The sequence below is a fragment of the Phaeacidiphilus oryzae TH49 genome (assembly GCF_000744815.1).
In the GTDB taxonomy this organism is placed as follows: Bacteria; Actinomycetota; Actinomycetes; order Streptomycetales; family Streptomycetaceae; genus Phaeacidiphilus; species Phaeacidiphilus oryzae.
Window position 1 is genome coordinate 5,895,546 of the sequence record NZ_JQMQ01000005.1, and the last position, 14,196, is coordinate 5,909,741.

The 14,196-nt window shown below is 73.1% G+C and carries 13 protein-coding genes; 7 read left to right on the plus strand and 6 right to left on the minus strand.

Annotation, left to right across the window (positions count from 1 at the left end; genetic code table 11):
• The first annotated feature begins 162 nt into the window (after window positions 1–162).
• Together BS73_RS29960 and BS73_RS29965 are read left to right on the plus strand one after the other, a co-directional pair.
• Window positions 163–2,919 carry a beta propeller repeat protein gene (locus BS73_RS29960; protein WP_037577599.1) on the plus strand — a complete coding sequence of 919 codons (2,757 nt, stop codon included), beginning with the start codon at window positions 163–165 and terminating at the stop codon, window positions 2,917–2,919.
• A gap of 445 nt (window positions 2,920–3,364) precedes the next feature.
• A complete protein-coding gene (locus BS73_RS29965) occupies window positions 3,365–4,156 on the plus strand; it encodes an alpha/beta fold hydrolase (RefSeq protein ID WP_037577600.1) in 792 nt (263 codons plus the stop codon).
• A gap of 42 nt (window positions 4,157–4,198) precedes the next feature.
• Here the strand turns inward: BS73_RS29965 and BS73_RS29970 are convergent, their stop codons facing one another.
• Window positions 4,199–4,903 (minus strand): maleylpyruvate isomerase family mycothiol-dependent enzyme, encoded by a 705-nt coding sequence (locus BS73_RS29970; RefSeq protein WP_037577601.1) that lies wholly within the window; start codon window positions 4,901–4,903, stop codon window positions 4,199–4,201.
• A 93-nt stretch (window positions 4,904–4,996) separates the two neighbouring features.
• On the minus strand, window positions 4,997–6,136 hold the full coding sequence (locus BS73_RS38980) for a hypothetical protein (protein WP_037577602.1): 1,140 nt from the start codon (window positions 6,134–6,136) through the stop codon (window positions 4,997–4,999).
• A 285-nt stretch (window positions 6,137–6,421) separates the two neighbouring features.
• Between BS73_RS38980 and BS73_RS29980 the strand changes: the two genes are divergently transcribed.
• Window positions 6,422–7,159 (plus strand): class I SAM-dependent methyltransferase, encoded by a 738-nt coding sequence (locus BS73_RS29980; RefSeq protein ID WP_037577603.1) that lies wholly within the window; start codon window positions 6,422–6,424, stop codon window positions 7,157–7,159.
• Between the two features lie 62 nt (window positions 7,160–7,221).
• Here the strand turns inward: BS73_RS29980 and BS73_RS29985 are convergent, their stop codons facing one another.
• The 3 genes from BS73_RS29985 to BS73_RS29995 all read right to left on the minus strand — a co-directional run bounded on the left by BS73_RS29985 (window position 7,222) and on the right by BS73_RS29995 (window position 10,132).
• Complete coding sequence (locus BS73_RS29985; RefSeq protein WP_037577604.1) at window positions 7,222–7,425, minus strand: cold-shock protein; 204 nt, start codon at window positions 7,423–7,425, stop codon at window positions 7,222–7,224.
• 274 nt (window positions 7,426–7,699) lie between these two features.
• Window positions 7,700–8,995, minus strand: a complete 1,296-nt coding sequence (locus BS73_RS29990) for a glycoside hydrolase family 47 protein (protein ID WP_235215582.1) — start codon at window positions 8,993–8,995, stop codon at window positions 7,700–7,702.
• A 459-nt stretch (window positions 8,996–9,454) separates the two neighbouring features.
• Window positions 9,455–10,132 carry a TetR/AcrR family transcriptional regulator gene (locus tag BS73_RS29995; RefSeq protein ID WP_084704454.1) on the minus strand — a complete coding sequence of 226 codons (678 nt, stop codon included), beginning with the start codon at window positions 10,130–10,132 and terminating at the stop codon, window positions 9,455–9,457.
• A gap of 110 nt (window positions 10,133–10,242) precedes the next feature.
• On the opposite strand from BS73_RS29995, the gene BS73_RS30000 reads away from it, so the two are divergent.
• Together BS73_RS30000 and BS73_RS38455 are read left to right on the plus strand one after the other, a co-directional pair.
• Complete coding sequence (locus tag BS73_RS30000) at window positions 10,243–11,649, plus strand: MFS transporter (protein ID WP_051941133.1); 1,407 nt, start codon at window positions 10,243–10,245, stop codon at window positions 11,647–11,649.
• Window positions 11,650–11,663: 14 nt separating this feature from the next.
• Window positions 11,664–11,924: a DUF6126 family protein gene (locus BS73_RS38455; RefSeq protein ID WP_037577606.1), complete on the plus strand. Its 261-nt coding sequence runs from the start codon at window positions 11,664–11,666 to the stop codon at window positions 11,922–11,924.
• 44 nt (window positions 11,925–11,968) lie between these two features.
• Here the strand turns inward: BS73_RS38455 and BS73_RS30010 are convergent, their stop codons facing one another.
• Window positions 11,969–12,508 carry a hypothetical protein gene (locus BS73_RS30010; RefSeq protein WP_037577607.1) on the minus strand — a complete coding sequence of 180 codons (540 nt, stop codon included), beginning with the start codon at window positions 12,506–12,508 and terminating at the stop codon, window positions 11,969–11,971.
• A 225-nt stretch (window positions 12,509–12,733) separates the two neighbouring features.
• On the opposite strand from BS73_RS30010, the gene BS73_RS30015 reads away from it, so the two are divergent.
• Entirely contained in the window at window positions 12,734–13,471 is a 738-nt protein-coding gene (locus BS73_RS30015; RefSeq protein WP_051941134.1) for an HAD family hydrolase, read from the plus strand.
• A 244-nt stretch (window positions 13,472–13,715) separates the two neighbouring features.
• Window positions 13,716–14,135 (plus strand): hypothetical protein, encoded by a 420-nt coding sequence (locus BS73_RS40785; protein WP_051941135.1) that lies wholly within the window; start codon window positions 13,716–13,718, stop codon window positions 14,133–14,135.
• Window positions 14,136–14,196 lie beyond the last annotated feature (61 nt).

Genomic DNA, 14,196 nt, shown 5'->3' on the forward strand with positions numbered 1-14,196 from the left:
GATGTCACCCGCCCGGACCGGCATCCCTCCGACCGGACAGATGCGCCCGTCCCGGGACAGAAGTGCCGGGAGTGCGCCCGCGGGGGCACCGGTCCTCTATGGGAACCCTGTGGTCGGGAGTACTCTCACGCCGTTCTGGTACCCGGTCTTCCGGAGGGGTTCATGGGTTCCACGGCACCACAGCGCCGACGCAGACGAACTCTGCTCGCCGCTCTCATATCCGCCGCCCTGATCGGTGCGGCGGCCCCCGCCGCACCGGTGTGGGCGGCGTCCGGCACCGCCGCCGGCACCGGCGGCACGACGGCGTCCGGCACCGGGGGCGCCAGCCCGAAGCACGACCAAGCCGGCGACGAGTCGGGCGAGTTGATGGAGGCCACCGACGCCTACAACGAGCCCAGGCTCGCCCCCGGCGGCTCGGTCGCCCAGGGCGCCTACCAGTCGGCCTGGCAGCACGCCACCGCGATGCCGGTGGCCGGCGGCGCCTTCAGCGAGGTCACCACCCAGCCGTACGACTCGGACGCGCTCCACTACCGCGACCACGCCGCCTCCAACAGCAGCGGCGGCGCCGGCTACTCCGCCGGCCGGATCGCCGCACTGGCCACCGACCCGACCCACGCCGGAGTGCTCTACGCCGGCGCGGCCGGCGGCGGCGTCTTCCGCTCCACCGACGACGGCGGCACCTGGACGCCGATCGCCGACCACCTGCCGGCCCTCTCCGTCGGCTCGCTGGCCGTCGCCCCGGACGGCTCCCTCTGGCTGGGCACCGGAGAGGCGACCACGGCCTCCGACAACTACCAGGGCAGCGGCGTCTACCGGCTCGCCGACCCGGTCACCGGCAGCTTCACCGCCGCCGACCAGCTCGGCGGCACGGTCCTGGACAACACCTCGATCCACGAGATCCGGATGGACCAGGCGGCGGGCTACGCCTTCGCCGCCACCTCCCACGGCGTCTACCGGATCGCCCTCGGCTCCGCCGCCGGCGGCGCCACCTGGCAGCGCGTTCTGGCGCCCTGCGCGGGCGTCGGCGTCTCCGGGGTGACCTGCGGCACCAGCCAGTACTTCGCGGACATCGCCAACGACGTGGCCGTCCAGCCCGGAACCGGCGGCAAGCGGCTGGTCGCCAACGTGGCCTGGCGCTCCGGCGCCTCGTACAACGGCTTCTACTACTCGGACGACGCGGGGGTCAGCTGGCATCCGGCCAACCCGCAGGGCGCGATCAACCCGAAGGACATCGGCAACGCCACCTTCGCCTACTCGGCGGACGGCAGCCGGCTGTACGTGGTGATGGAGTCGCCCACCCTGCTCAACAAGGCCTCCGGCGGCAACTCTCCCTACACCGTGCTGGCCGGCGTCTACGTCAGCCCGAACGGCGACGTCGCGGGCCCGTACAACCAGGTGGCCAACTCCAGCGTGCTGGCCAACTCCGGCTCGGCGATGAAGAAGACCGTGATGGGGGCGGGCTACCAGCCCGGCACCCAGGCCTGGTACGACCAGTCGCTGGCGGTCGACCCGAACAACCCCCAGCACCTCTACCTGGGCCTGGAGGAGCTCTACGAGTCCTGGGACGGCGGCGCCAGCTGGCAGACGGTCGGCCGGTACTGGAACTTCGGCCTCGACTGCTTCAGCTACGTCGGCTCGCAGAACACCTGCGACGGCAACGTGATGCACTCCGACCAGCACGCGCTGGCCTTCTCCGAGTGGCCGGGCCACGCCCCCGAGGTCTACGCGGGCAACGACGGCGGCGCCTACGCCCGCCCGGTCGCGCAGACCGCGGCCGGCTGGCGGAACCTCAACAGCAGCGGCACCCTGCGCAGCCTCCAGTACTACTCGGTCGGCGTCGGCACCCTGCCCAACGGCAGCGGCACCGCGGTCTGGGGCGGCCTCCAGGACAACGGCGTGTCCATGCAGGTCGACAAGGGCGCGACCTACTCGTACACCTACCCGGGCACCAGCACCCCGGTCACCGAGAACCTCAACCCGGACGGCCGAATGGTCGAGCCGTACGGCGGCGACGGCGGAGACCAGCTGGTCGATCCGGCCAACGGCTGCGAGACGCTGGGCGAGTACACCAACCTCACCCTGCAGATGACCGACAACTGCGGCTACACGGCCAACGACGACGGCACCCCGTCGGCGATCACCAACATCGCGCCCGGCGACCCGAACGCCCGCTTCACCGCGCCGTTCGCCGCCGACGCCAAGGACAGCGGCTACTGGGTGGCCGGCGGCGAGTACGTCTGGGGCAACGCCAAGACCTGGGCGAGCACCTCGGGCGCCGACTGGACCAGGCTGGCCGACGCCGGCGCGGGGAACTCGATCACCGCGATCGCCTCCCAGCGGAACGCCGCCGGCGACCACGTCATCTGGGCCGCCTGGTGCGGAGCCTGCAACGCGGGCAGCACCTTCGGCCGCGGCATCCTGACCAACTACGGCGGCAGCTGGCACCAGCTCGCCCTGCCGGCCGCCTTCCCGGACCGGTACGTCGCGGACGTCACCATCGACCCGGCCGACCCGAGCGGCAAGACCGTCTACGCCACCCTCTCCGGCTTCTCCCGGGCCTGGAACGAGGGCCCCGGCGAGGCCGGTTACGGCCACGTCTGGATGACCAAGGACGGCGGCGCCAGCTGGCAGGACGTCAGCGGCGCGACCGGGGCGGCCGACCAGCTGCCCGACGCCCCCGCCAACCGGCTGCTGGTCAGCCCGGACGGCACCCTGGTGGTCGCCACCGACCTCGGCGTGTACACCGACGACGTGGCGGCCGACGGCCTCGGCCACTGGAAGCGGCTCGGCCAGGCCGCCATCGACGCGGCCGGCAACCTGCCGACGGCGCCGGCCGTCTACCTCACCCCGAGCCCGGACGGCAAACGGCTCTACGTGGCCACCCACGGGCGGGGGATCTGGAGCACCCCGATGCCCTAGCCGGCCCCGCTGATCAGGGGAGTGATCCCCCGTCAGTTCGATGCAGAACGCGCCTCCCGGCCGCGCCGCACGCGCGGCCGGGAGGCGCGCGCGCATAGGTTCACCGGCACGTCCAGCCGCCTCCTCCGCCCAGCCGTCTCCTCCACACAGCGGCCGCCTCCGCCGCGGCCACCGGCCTCGGCCCCACCCCACTGCTGCTCAACCCGGCCGCCGAGGCCGCGCTCGGCGGGGCCCTGCCGGGCGGCGGCGCGGCGGCCCTCCCGTGGTCCAGGCGGCGGTTCGGCGACCGCCGCTGAGCAGGGGGCGGACGGCTGCTGACACCGCGTCAGCCGCCCGGTCCGCAAGCCGTCTGCCCGTCCGCGCCCCGCCACCGACCACACGGAAGGCGTCGGCTAGCCTGGCTCGCCTGCCCAGCGGGGCCGGAGCGAACCAGGGAGGGGATCCGATGCCGATCACCGTCGCCGCCGACGGCTACCGGCTGTGGTACGAGGCGGTGGGCGAGGCGGGCGCACCGGCGATCGTCCTCCCCGTCCGCAGGCGAGACGAATTCGGCGCGCTGGCAGAGGCGTTGGCCGAGCGCCACCGGGTGGTCAGGTACAAGCCCCGGCGGGTGGTCGGCGAGATGGAGCCCGATCCGGAGGCGGGCGGCGGCAGCGCCCCCTGGGACCCGGCCTCGCTGACCGAGACCCCCGTCGCCCTGGAGATCGCCGACCTCCACGCGGTCGCCGACGCGGCCGGCGCCGAGGGGTTCCTCCTCGCCGGATACTCCGGGATGGCCGCGCTCGCCGGCTTCCTCGCCCCGCTCAGCGAGCGCGTCCGCGGCCTGCTGCTCGGCGGCTTCCCGCTGCTGAGCGGCTGGGACTACTGGCTCGGCTTCGAGGAGGGCGCGCGGGCCGCCCTGATCCAGGCCGGCATGCCGGAGGCCGCCGCCCAGCACCACCTCGGCCGGCTGCTCTTCCGCGAGTGGGCGGCCAGGGACGACCGCGCCGCCCTCGCCGCTCTCCCCGGCCCCAAGGTCCTCTGGTACGGAAGCCGGGACAGCACCCCCGACTGCCGGATGTACGACTACGTCGGCGGCGGGGCCATCGCCAGCCGGAACCGGGACGACGCCGGGCGGCTCCGCGAACTCGGCTTCGCCGTACTGGAGATCCCCGAGCAGGACCACATCGGAGCCCTGGCCGAGACCGCCCTGATCGCCCCGCAGCTCCTGGCCGCTCTGGAGAAGTCCCCCTGGTGACCCGGCCGGGGTGACCCGGCCGGGGTGGCCCGGCCGGGGGGCTCAGGGCGCCAGCGCGCCGGCCAGCACCGCGCGGGTCCCCTCGACATCGCCGGACCAGCTCAGCGAGGGATCGTCGGCGGGTATCCGCTTCCACAGCTGGAGCAGCAACCGCTCGGCCGTGCCGGTGACCTCACCCACCGGCTCGCCGGGTCCCCAGGTCCAGGAGCCGCCGGTGTCCGAGGCGGTCAGCCGAACGGCCCGCTGCGGAGCGGCCATCCGCTCCACCTTGACCTGGCGCGGCGCCATGGTGTCCAGCACCTCGGCGACGCCGTCCGCCGCGAAGGCCGGGTCGAGCGGCGCCTCCTTCCCGGCGGCGTGCTCCGCGTCCCAGACGTGCACCTGCATCTCGTGCACCCGCCGGCGGCGCCAGAAGCCGACGGTGTGCGGGGGCCAGAAGGTCCAGACGTCGGTCTCCGGATCGAGCGCCAGGGCATCCGCCAACTCGGCCACCATGCCCTCGAACCAGGCCCGGACCCCGGCGTCCTCGGCCGGCGGCGGCGTGCCCCCGCGGTCCTTGCGGTGCTCGCGGATCGCGCCGACCACCCAGGCGTTGCCCTGGCCGACGTGGCCGGCCAGATCGCGCAGGGTCCACTCACCGCAGTGCACGACCGGCACGGAGAGGTCCCCGTCCAGGCAGTCCGAGAAGCGGCGCGAGAGCTCGTCGTGCTGCTTGAGATAGTCCAGGGCGTTCACGTCGTCTGCCATGCGGCAGATGGTAGATCAGGGCACTGACAACCCACCGCCCACGGACCCTCGCGCCCACGTCCGGCACCTGAGCCATGCCAGGTGCCCTCCCGGTCACTGCGGCGGTGGCCAGGGCGGCTGTTGCGAAGGGGAGCGGTACGGCTGCTCTGGCGGGTACGGCTGCCCCGGCGGGTACGGCGGGTACGGCGGCCCCGGGGGGTACGGAGGCGGCGGCGGATACACCGTCTGTCCCGGTACGCCCGCGGCCGGCGCCTTCGCCCCCGCCTTCGCCCGCGGGAACCCCTTCGCCCGCGGCGCCCCCTTCGCCCGCGGCGGCAGCGGGCCGCGGAAGCCGACCCGCAGGCGGAGCCGGAGCAGCACCAGCTCGACCACGGCCGTCAGCGTGACTCCGATCGGCCCGGCGACCAGCCCGATCCACCACGCCGCCGTGTGCGGGGTCTCCACCGGCCCGTCGATCAGCTCCGCATGCCCCAGCGCCGTCAGCCACACCAGCAGCACGCTGGTCAGCGGACGCACCAGCGGATGCGCGCGGACGGCGAAGGAGTTCCGGTGCATCAGATACATCGCCGGAAGGGTGAACGCGAAGATCCAGAACATCAGGCCGAGCATCACGAGGAAGCCGAGGGCTCCCAGCACCCGGTTGTGGACGCCCAGGTCCGGCACGTGGCCGTTCTGCCGCTCCATGGCCATCACCAGTGCCGCGATGCCCGCCGTCAGCAGGGCGACCAGCAACGGCCGCAGCACCATCCGGGAGACCCGCAGCCGGGCCCCGTGCCTGGCCAGCCCGACCACTGCCGCGGATGCCAGGAGCAGCGCGAGCGGCCCGGTGAACAGCACCACGATGCTGTCCCCGAACACCTCGGTGAAGAGGTCGTTCATGCTGGTGCCGGTGGACAGCCGGACGATCAGCAGCACCACCCCGAGGCCGAGCAGCGCCCGCGGCAGCATCAGCCGCTCGATCAGCGGATCGAAGGCCTCCTCGGCGACACTGCCGGCGACCGGCCCTGCGTACGGGCCGATCAGTGGCCCCGAGGCGGCCACCAGCGCGGACGGGGTCAGCCTCAGCATCCGATAGGGCCCGTAGAACCGCCTCGCCAGCAGCCAGGGGAAGACCAGCTCCACCAGCCAGCGGAAGGCCGCTCGCTGACGCGGCGTCAGATCCTTCCCGAACCTGGAGGTCCGCTCCACCGCCTCCACCCGGTACGGCGGCCGGTCGTACCCCGCGTCCCCCATCCCCGCAGACCTCCCCCGTCGATCAACGCCCTACCGGAGTCTGCCAGAGACACCCGCGACTGGCGATCGCCCCGCACATCGAAAAAGTCCCCCGGCGCCCAGCCGAAAGCCCCCACCCCGCCCCTCACCGGCCCCGCCGGCCCCTCCCGGCCCCCTCCGGTGTCCGCCCCGCCGACCACCCGCCCGAAGGGCGTCCAGCGCCTCTCCAGCCCTTCGGTGCAACCCATCTGACCTGGTCTTTCGCCGAATCCCCGGATAGCCTGCGAGCCGACTGAAGGGGGTCCGATGGACCGTTCGACACGCACCTTCGAAGACGTCCTCACACTCTTGGACGGCCTCTTCCGCAGTGCGGAGGAGGGGCGCCGCTCGACCGGCGACGCCGCCGACTACTGGGACCGGTTCTACGCCGACCGCGCCCGCGGCATCCCGTTCTTCGTGCCCAAGCCGGACGAGAGCCTCGTCGCCCACCTCGACCGCGGCACCATCGCCCCGGGACGCGCCCTGGACCTCGGCTGCGGCCCGGGCCGCAACGCGGTCCACCTCGCCGCCCGCGGTTTCCAGGTGGACGCCGTCGACCTCTCCCGCGTCGCCCTCGCCTGGGCCGGGGAGCGCGCCGCGGCCGCCGGCGTCGAGGTCCGCCTCCTCCAGGGCGACGCGTTCGCGCTGCTCCCGGACCAGCTGCCCGGGCCCTACGACCTGATCGTCGACTCCGGCTGCTTCCACCATCTGCCACCGCACCGCCGAGTCAGCTACCTCGGCCTCCTCGACCGGGTGCTCGCCCCCGGCGGCCATCTCGCGCTGACCTGCTTCGCCTCCGGCGCGATGGGCTCCGAGCTGTCCGACGCCGAGCTCTACCGCGCCCGCGACCTCCAGGGCGGCCTCGCCTACACCCCCGACGCGCTGCGCTGGATCTTCTCCGGCCTCGAAGAGCTGGAGCTCCGCAGAATGCGGGACGAACCCGCGGATGCCCCGGTCTTCGGGGAGTCCTTCCTCTGGGCCGGGCTCTTCCGCCGTCGCGGCTAGGGCGCGCGGAGACGGCGAAGCGCCCCGCGCCGGGGAGGCGTGGGGCGCTTCGGTGGTACCGGCTACTGCGGGGTGACGTTCTCCGCCTGCGGGCCCTTCGGGCCCTGGGTCACGTCGAAGGTGACCTTCTGGCCCTCGTCCAGCGAGCGGAAGCCGCCGGCGTTGATGTTGGAGTAGTGGACGAAGACGTCGGGGCCGCCACCGTCCTGCTCGATGAAGCCGAAGCCCTTCTCGCCGTTGAACCACTTCACGGTGCCGTTCGCCATGCTGTTCTCCCTGCCGGGACACGGGGTCCGCGGAACCGCGCACCCCTGGGGTGTCGCCCTGGATCCTCGGACTGCTGAACAGCAAAAACGCCCGCGTCATCTGACGCGGGCGAACGACTTCGGAACCACGACTTCTGATCACGACGCTACAGCATCGGCGGCCGATCGGCAGGGAACCGCGATCATCCTTCACCGATTCGGGCGGACGCGCCCCCCGAACGGGGGCGTCGGGGCCGGCCGCCCGAACCGGCGGCCGACCCCGCACGGCGGTCCCTCAGCGGACGCCGCGGATGATGTTGCCCTCGGTGGTGAGGTACCCGGTGCGGTAGTCGTACCGCGGGGTGTCGGCGAAGGTCAGATACAGGTACTTCATGTTCTCGGAGAACCAGTACGCCTGGGTCAGGTCGCCCAGCTGCATCGGCGACGTGGTCACGTCGTTGGCGATGGTGTAGCCGTTGGCGACCCGGAGGTTCTTCATCCCGATGAAGTACTGGTAGGCGGTCGCCCGGTACTTCGGGTGGCGGGTCTTCTGGTAGAGGTCGAAAGAGGAGTTGACGTACTCCGGTCGCATGTTGTTGCTGGCCGAGGTCACCGCGCCGGTGGAGTAGTCGATCTCCTCCGGGAGGACCGGGTACTTGTCCAGCACCGAGGTCCAGGAGTCGTAGTACGCGTCGCCGTCGGTGAGGTCGCCGCCCTTGCCGAGGAGGCCGGCGTAGAAGGCGGCCAGCTCGGAGGCGGAGCTGCCGGTCGGCTTGCCGGTCTTGTAGTCGACCTGCTGGAACCACAGGTGGCCGCCGGACCGGACGGCCATGTGCTTCAGGATCGCGGCGGTGGTCTGCCGGTACCAGGTCAGCAGCTCGCGGTCGCCGAACATGGTCCAGCCGCCCCACAGGTACTCGTAGAACGAGTCCACCGGCGGGTTCGGCGCCTGGTCGGTGCCGTCCGTCGGGAGCCCGGTCTCGACGTCGAGGTAGGTCGGCAGCAGCCCGATCGGGCTGACCTGCGTCATCGCCGCGCGGTAGGCCTTCTTCGCCGCGTCGTAGTACTTGCTGTCGCCGGTGAGCTTGGACAGCATGCCGAACTCGAGGATGTTGGTGCCGATCTCGGCCAGCGGCGGGGTGTTCCCGTGCACCTCCCCGGTGGCCATGTTGCACTGCGTGTACGGCATGCCGGTCGGCGACTTGGTGAAGGCCGGCATCAGCCGGTCCGCCGCGTCCACGGCGAGGTCGAGGAGCTTGCTGTCCCGGGTGGTCATGTACCCGGAGAGCAGGCCGCCGACGACTCGTATGATCGCCTCGAAGACGTGGAAGTCCGCGTCGATGTCCAGGCTGAGCTCGCTGGTGATCCACTTCTTGGAGATCGCCAACTCCTGGTCCAGGCCCAGGAGATAGTGGGTGTCGAGCGCCTCGATGATGGACAGCCCGATCGGGTGGCCGTCCGCGAAGAACTCGTTGTAGCCGCCGGAGACCGGAAGCACCTGGTCGTGGCCCCAGGCGAACTTCTTGTAGCCGTTCCAGGCGTGGAGGAACTCCTCGCGCACCGCGGCGGCGATCTTCGCCGGGGACGGCATGGCGTCCGCCGACAGAGCCCCGCCGGCTCTGCCGGACAGGGCGGACGAGGTGGAGCTTGTCGCGGCGTGCGCCCGGGGGGCGCCAGCCAGTAGACCCGCGCCAGCGGCGCCGGTCACGGCGAGGGCGCTGAGGAAGGTGCGACGCGGGAGTGCTGCCGGAATGCCGTGCATGAAGCCTGCCTCCAGGGCGGTCGGAGCGGTCTGGTGAGACCGGCTAGACAACGTTGTCGTGGAACGCCTCGCAGAGCACGCTAGCGCTCTTCCGCCCCTCCTTCAATCCTCCATCACCGCCCACTTTTTGATGAACCCTCAGCTCAGAGGGAACCGGCGCACCCTCGGCCGGGGCAGCAGGCGCCCAGGTCAGCGCGGGGTGGACCGGCGCGTCGAGCCGTCCCGGCGCGCCGGGCGCGGGGGTCTCCGGGGGCGGCCGACCGCCGTCAGCGCCCCGTCATCGCTCCGTCAGCTCTCCGGCGTCGGCCGGGACCGCTCGGGGGCGGTGCCGGCCAGCATCTCGTCCACCAGGTGGTGGACGTAGGCCGGGCTCGCCGGCTCGGGGCCGATCAGGACCCGGAAGTAGATCGGGGCGACCACGTGGTCCAGCACCCGTTCCAGAGAAGGCGGCGCCTCGTCCCGGGCCAGCGAGGCCTCCAGGATCGACTCGATCTGACCGGCCCGGGACCGGATGCAGGCGTTCCAGCTGTCGCCGCGGGCGACCGCCCCGCGCAGCAGCGCCTGGCTGTCCGGCAGGGTGATGCTGACCAGGGTGCGCTGGGCCCACTCGTGGAGGTCCGCGCCCAGGTCCCCGGTGTCCGGGGCCGGGTCCTGCGGGCGCAGCCGGTGCAGCGCGACGGCCTCCAGCAGATGCTGCATGTCGCCCCAGCGCCGGTACACCGTGGTCGGGTTGACGCCCGCCCGGGCGGCCACCAGGGGGATGGTGACCTCCTCCGCGCCCAGCTCCGCGATCAGCTCCACGACCGCCTGGTGCACCGCCGCCACGACCCGTGCGCTCCGGCCGCCGGGGCGCGCGGCCTTGCCGCCGGGCTCGCGGTCGCCAGGCTCACGCTCACTGCGCTCGAGGGCGCCGGACTCGGGGGCGCCGGGCTCGTTGGGGTCGTGGTCGGATGCGGGGCCGTTCATGGAATGCAGTCTAACGCAATGGGGTTTGCTTTTGTCAGTGGGCAGGGCTAGGCTCCCTAAAGCCAATCAGATTGCTTTAGCTTTCCTGCCCTCGGAGGCGAGGTCCCGCCATGCCCCTGCTCGTCCCCCACTCCTCCCGATTCGGACGGCCCGCCGCGTTCGTCCTGGTCGGGGCGGTGCTGGCGGCGCTGATGTTCGCCGCCGGCGCGCCGTCCCCGCTGTACGTCGTCTACCAGGGCGAATGGCAGTTCTCTGCGGGCGTGCTGACCACGGTCTTCGCCGTCTACGCCGTCTTCCTGCTGTTCGCCCTGCTCACGGTCGGCTCGCTGTCCGACTTCGTCGGGCGGCGGCCGGTGCTGATCGGCTCGCTGCTGCTGGAGGCCGCGGCGATGCTCCTCTTCGCGTTCGCGGACGGCGTCGGCTGGCTCTTCCTCGCCCGCGCGGTGCAGGGCTTCGCCACCGGAGCGGCGACGGGGGCGGTCTCCGCCGCCCTCCTCGACCACCAGCCCCGGCGCGGTCCCGGGCTGGGTTCGCTGGTCAACGGCGCCGCCGCCACCGGCGGGCTGACCCTGGGAGCCCTCGGCTCCGGGCTGCTGGTGCAGTACGCCCCGGCGCCGACCACCCTCGTCTTCTATCTGCTGGCCGCGGTCTTCCTGGCCGGTGCGGCGACACTGCTCCGGCTGCCCGAGACGGTGCCGGCGCGGGCGGGGGCGCTGGCCTCGCTGCGGCCGCGGATGCGGATACCGCGCGGCGGGATGCGGGTCTTCCTCGCGATGCTGCCGGCGCTGGTCGCGATCTGGGCGGTGATGGGGCTGCAGCTCTCCCTCGGCGGCTCGCTCGCGGCCGCGGTGCTGGGGGTGGGCAGCCACTTCGTCGCCGGGGCGCTGGTGGCGGTGTTCACCGGTGCCTCGACGGTGGGCGCGCTGGTGATGCGGTCGCGATCGGTGCGGAGTGCCGTGATCACCGGCACCGCGCTGCTGGTGCTGGGCATGGTGCCGACACTGGTCTCGCTGTCCGCGTCCTCGCTGTGGCTATTCCTGGCCGGTTCGCTGGTCGCCGGGTTCGGTACCGGGGCCGCGTTCTTCGGCGCGCTGAAGGGGCTGGGCGCGCTGGCGGCCCCGGAGGAGCGGGCGGAACTCTTCGCGGCCGTCTATGTGGTCAACTACCTGGCCTTCGGCGTCCCCGCGGTGATCGCAGGCTTCGCGGTTCCGCGCTTCGGCCTGGAGCCGACGGCGGTGGTCTACGGCGCGATCGTGGCGCTGCTGTCGCTGGCCGCCCTGGTGGCGACCGCGATACGCCGCACCGGCGCGACGTCGGCCGCGCCCGCGACGGCGGCCGCGCCCGCAGCGACGGCGACCCGGGTCCCGCAGACGGCGTCCACCGTGCCGGCCCCGTCGGCTCCTGCGGCCCCGATCCTTGCGGCTCCGCGTCCGGCCGGTCCACTCCCGGCGGGAGCAGGAGCCGGGGCCGGGACCGGCCCCGCGGCTGAGGCGGCGGGCGGATGCCCGGAGGGCTGACCTACCCTGGGTCCATGACCCAGCCGCCCGAGGACCCCGTCGCCGAGCCGGCGCCGGCCGCACCGCGCACACCGGTCGCGCCGGCGGCGCCGGCCGCGCAGCCCGCGCCGGCCGCGCCGGTCATGGAGCGGCTGATCACCACCATGGACGACGACGGGGACCGGCGGACGGAGGCCCGGGTCGGTATCCGGGTCCTCTTCTTCTTCATCGGCCTGCACGCGATCGCCGGACTGGTGATGCTCCTCTTCTACGTGGGCGACCACGCCCACCACTGACCTGACCGGGCTGACCGGCCCGGCCGGTCACGGCAGCGCCGGCCTCACGGCGTCCGGTAGTCCTTGATCCCCGAGATCAGCCGGGTGGCCAGGTCGCTCTGGACGGCCAGCCTCGTGGTGGTCGCATGCCGGCCGGTGCCCCAGGTGAGGGTGACCACCGACCACATGTGCCCCATCCCGGAGCCCTGGTAGGAGACGCTCCAGCGGCTCGGGGTGTCCTGGGCGCGCAGGACGCCGTCGGCGTGGTTGCGCTGCTCCCAGATCGCCAGCTGGGTCTGCAGGGAGTGGGTGAGGTAGTCCATCCGCAGCACCCCGGCGAGCCGGGGGTGGTTGCCGTACACGGCGTCGATGTAGGCGCCGTAGAAGTCCGCGACCCGGTCCAGCGCCGAGTTCGGGGCGCCGCCGCGGACCGGCGCGATCGCGTCGGCCTTGACGGCCGGCCGGGCGGTGGGGTGCTCGGCGTTGCCGCCGAGCGGGGCGGCGGCCGCGGGGATCGCCGCCGAGCAGGCGAGTACCACCGCCGAGGCGGCGCTGACCAGCGCGGTCCGGCGGTGGGGTGGGCGGAGGCTTCGGGTGACGCGCATGGGGCGACCTTCTCCGAGGAATCGACGACTGGTCGGCTCGATGACACACCCATGTGTCGACGAATGGTTTCATTGGCATCGCGTGTCGTCCCCGGGTTCGCCGGATCGGCCGCTTGTGTGACTGTGTCTGTGCCCTCGCCTGTATCCGGGCCTGGGCCTGGGCCTGCACCGGTGTCTGTGTCTGTGACCACGTCCGCCGTCCGCGCGGAAGGGAGCGCCGCCGCGATGAGCCGCATGCTCTTCCCCACCCCGACCGAGAACCACCCGGGTGAGGAGGCCCTGGCCGCCCCGGTTCCCCCGATCGAGGCGGTGCTCTTCGACTTCTCCAACACCCTCTTCCGGATGATCCCGGTGGAGGAGTGGGTGCGCCGGATCGCCGAGCGCACCGGCCGCCGCGGCGTGCTCGACGCGCCGGGCGCGCCGGACGCGATCGCCGACCGGGTCGCCGAGGCGATGGCGCTCCCCGAGGTGGCCGCCGCCCAGGTCGGACGGGACAGTTCCCGGGAGCGGCACCGGGCCGCGATGGAGGCCCTCTTCTCCCGGGTGGAGTTCCTGGCCGGGGCGGAGGAGGCGGCCTACCAGGAGCTGTGCGCGCCGGACGCCTGGGTGCCGTACCCGGACACCGAGCCGGTGCTGCGCGCGCTGCGGGAGCGGGGGCTGCCGGTGGGGATCGTCAGCGACTTCGGCTGGGACCTGCGGACGCATCTCCGGCGTTTCGGATTGGACGGACTGATCGGATCCGTGGTCCTCTCCTGCGATCTGGGCCGCGAGAAGCCGGATCCCCAGCTGTTTCTGAAGGCGTGCGCGGAACTCGGCGCGGATCCGCGCCGGAGCCTGATGGTGGGTGACAATCCGGTGCGCGACGGCGGCGCCAACGCGGTGGGTCTGAGGGCGTACATCCTGGCCGGCGAGCAGCGCACCGGGGAGCGCGGCCTCGCCGAGGTATTGCGCCTGGTCGGGTAGGGGGCGCGGCGGCCGGCGAGCGGTTCGGGGGGACAAGGCGACATTCCGACAATGCGACGGACCGTCAAACCGCCGTTGCGGTAAAGCAGATGGAATTCCGAGTTCCGGACCCCCGCTGCGGGGGGGCGCGTGCGGGGCGGTACGGTGTGCATCCCGGTAATCGTTTTGAACAGTTGCGCTCGGACCGCTCCTGGCGGATAGTCTTCGGTTCACGGCCCTGGTGCCTCCCAAGGGGTGGGATGTCATGGAACAGATGCAGCAGCCGCGGCAGCGGCTCGACCGCCCGCGGATTCCCGCGGTCCAATGCGGTGCCGGTGCCACCAGCCGGCGGCTGGACCGGCACCTGGCGGTGCTGGGCGCCCCGGCGGGCTCGCAGGTGGACAGCGCCGCGGCGGCCAGCCTGATAAGGGAGTTGACGCCGCGCGGGGTCAACATGCCGCAGAACAGGACGACCACCCCGCAGCGCGAGACCTGGGCCGCCGTGGGCTCGGCCGCCGCGAGCGCGGCCAACGCGATGCCGGTCGGCGCCGGCGCGGCGGGAGCGTCCGCGAACGCCTCGGCCGCCGCCGAGAGCGGGATGGCCGGCCGCCGGGCGCGGATCGCCCGGGTGTCCCTCCTCGCCCCCCTTCGCAAGCTCCGCAGGACGCTCTTCGGCGGCCGCTGACGGCGCGGGGGCCGACGCAGGGCCGGCCGCTGGGCCGGCGCCGGGCCGCGAACCACCGGAC

Bases quoted from the DNA above. Each gene is read 5' to 3' on its own strand.
- BS73_RS29960 (WP_037577599.1), top strand. From the start codon at position 163: ATGGGTTCCACGGCACCACAGCGCCGACGCAGACGAACTCTGCTCGCC.
- BS73_RS29965 (WP_037577600.1), top strand. From the start codon at position 3,365: ATGCCGATCACCGTCGCCGCCGACGGCTACCGGCTGTGGTACGAGGCG.
- BS73_RS29970 (WP_037577601.1), bottom strand. From the start codon at position 4,903: ATGGCAGACGACGTGAACGCCCTGGACTATCTCAAGCAGCACGACGAG.
- BS73_RS38980 (WP_037577602.1), bottom strand. From the start codon at position 6,136: ATGGGGGACGCGGGGTACGACCGGCCGCCGTACCGGGTGGAGGCGGTG.
- BS73_RS29980 (WP_037577603.1), top strand. From the start codon at position 6,422: ATGGACCGTTCGACACGCACCTTCGAAGACGTCCTCACACTCTTGGAC.
- BS73_RS29985 (WP_037577604.1), bottom strand. From the start codon at position 7,425: ATGGCGAACGGCACCGTGAAGTGGTTCAACGGCGAGAAGGGCTTCGGC.
- BS73_RS29990 (WP_235215582.1), bottom strand. From the start codon at position 8,995: ATGCCGTCCCCGGCGAAGATCGCCGCCGCGGTGCGCGAGGAGTTCCTC.
- BS73_RS29995 (WP_084704454.1), bottom strand. From the start codon at position 10,132: ATGAACGGCCCCGCATCCGACCACGACCCCAACGAGCCCGGCGCCCCC.
- BS73_RS30000 (WP_051941133.1), top strand. From the start codon at position 10,243: ATGCCCCTGCTCGTCCCCCACTCCTCCCGATTCGGACGGCCCGCCGCG.
- BS73_RS38455 (WP_037577606.1), top strand. From the start codon at position 11,664: ATGACCCAGCCGCCCGAGGACCCCGTCGCCGAGCCGGCGCCGGCCGCA.
- BS73_RS30010 (WP_037577607.1), bottom strand. From the start codon at position 12,508: ATGCGCGTCACCCGAAGCCTCCGCCCACCCCACCGCCGGACCGCGCTG.
- BS73_RS30015 (WP_051941134.1), top strand. From the start codon at position 12,734: ATGAGCCGCATGCTCTTCCCCACCCCGACCGAGAACCACCCGGGTGAG.
- BS73_RS40785 (WP_051941135.1), top strand. From the start codon at position 13,716: ATGGAACAGATGCAGCAGCCGCGGCAGCGGCTCGACCGCCCGCGGATT.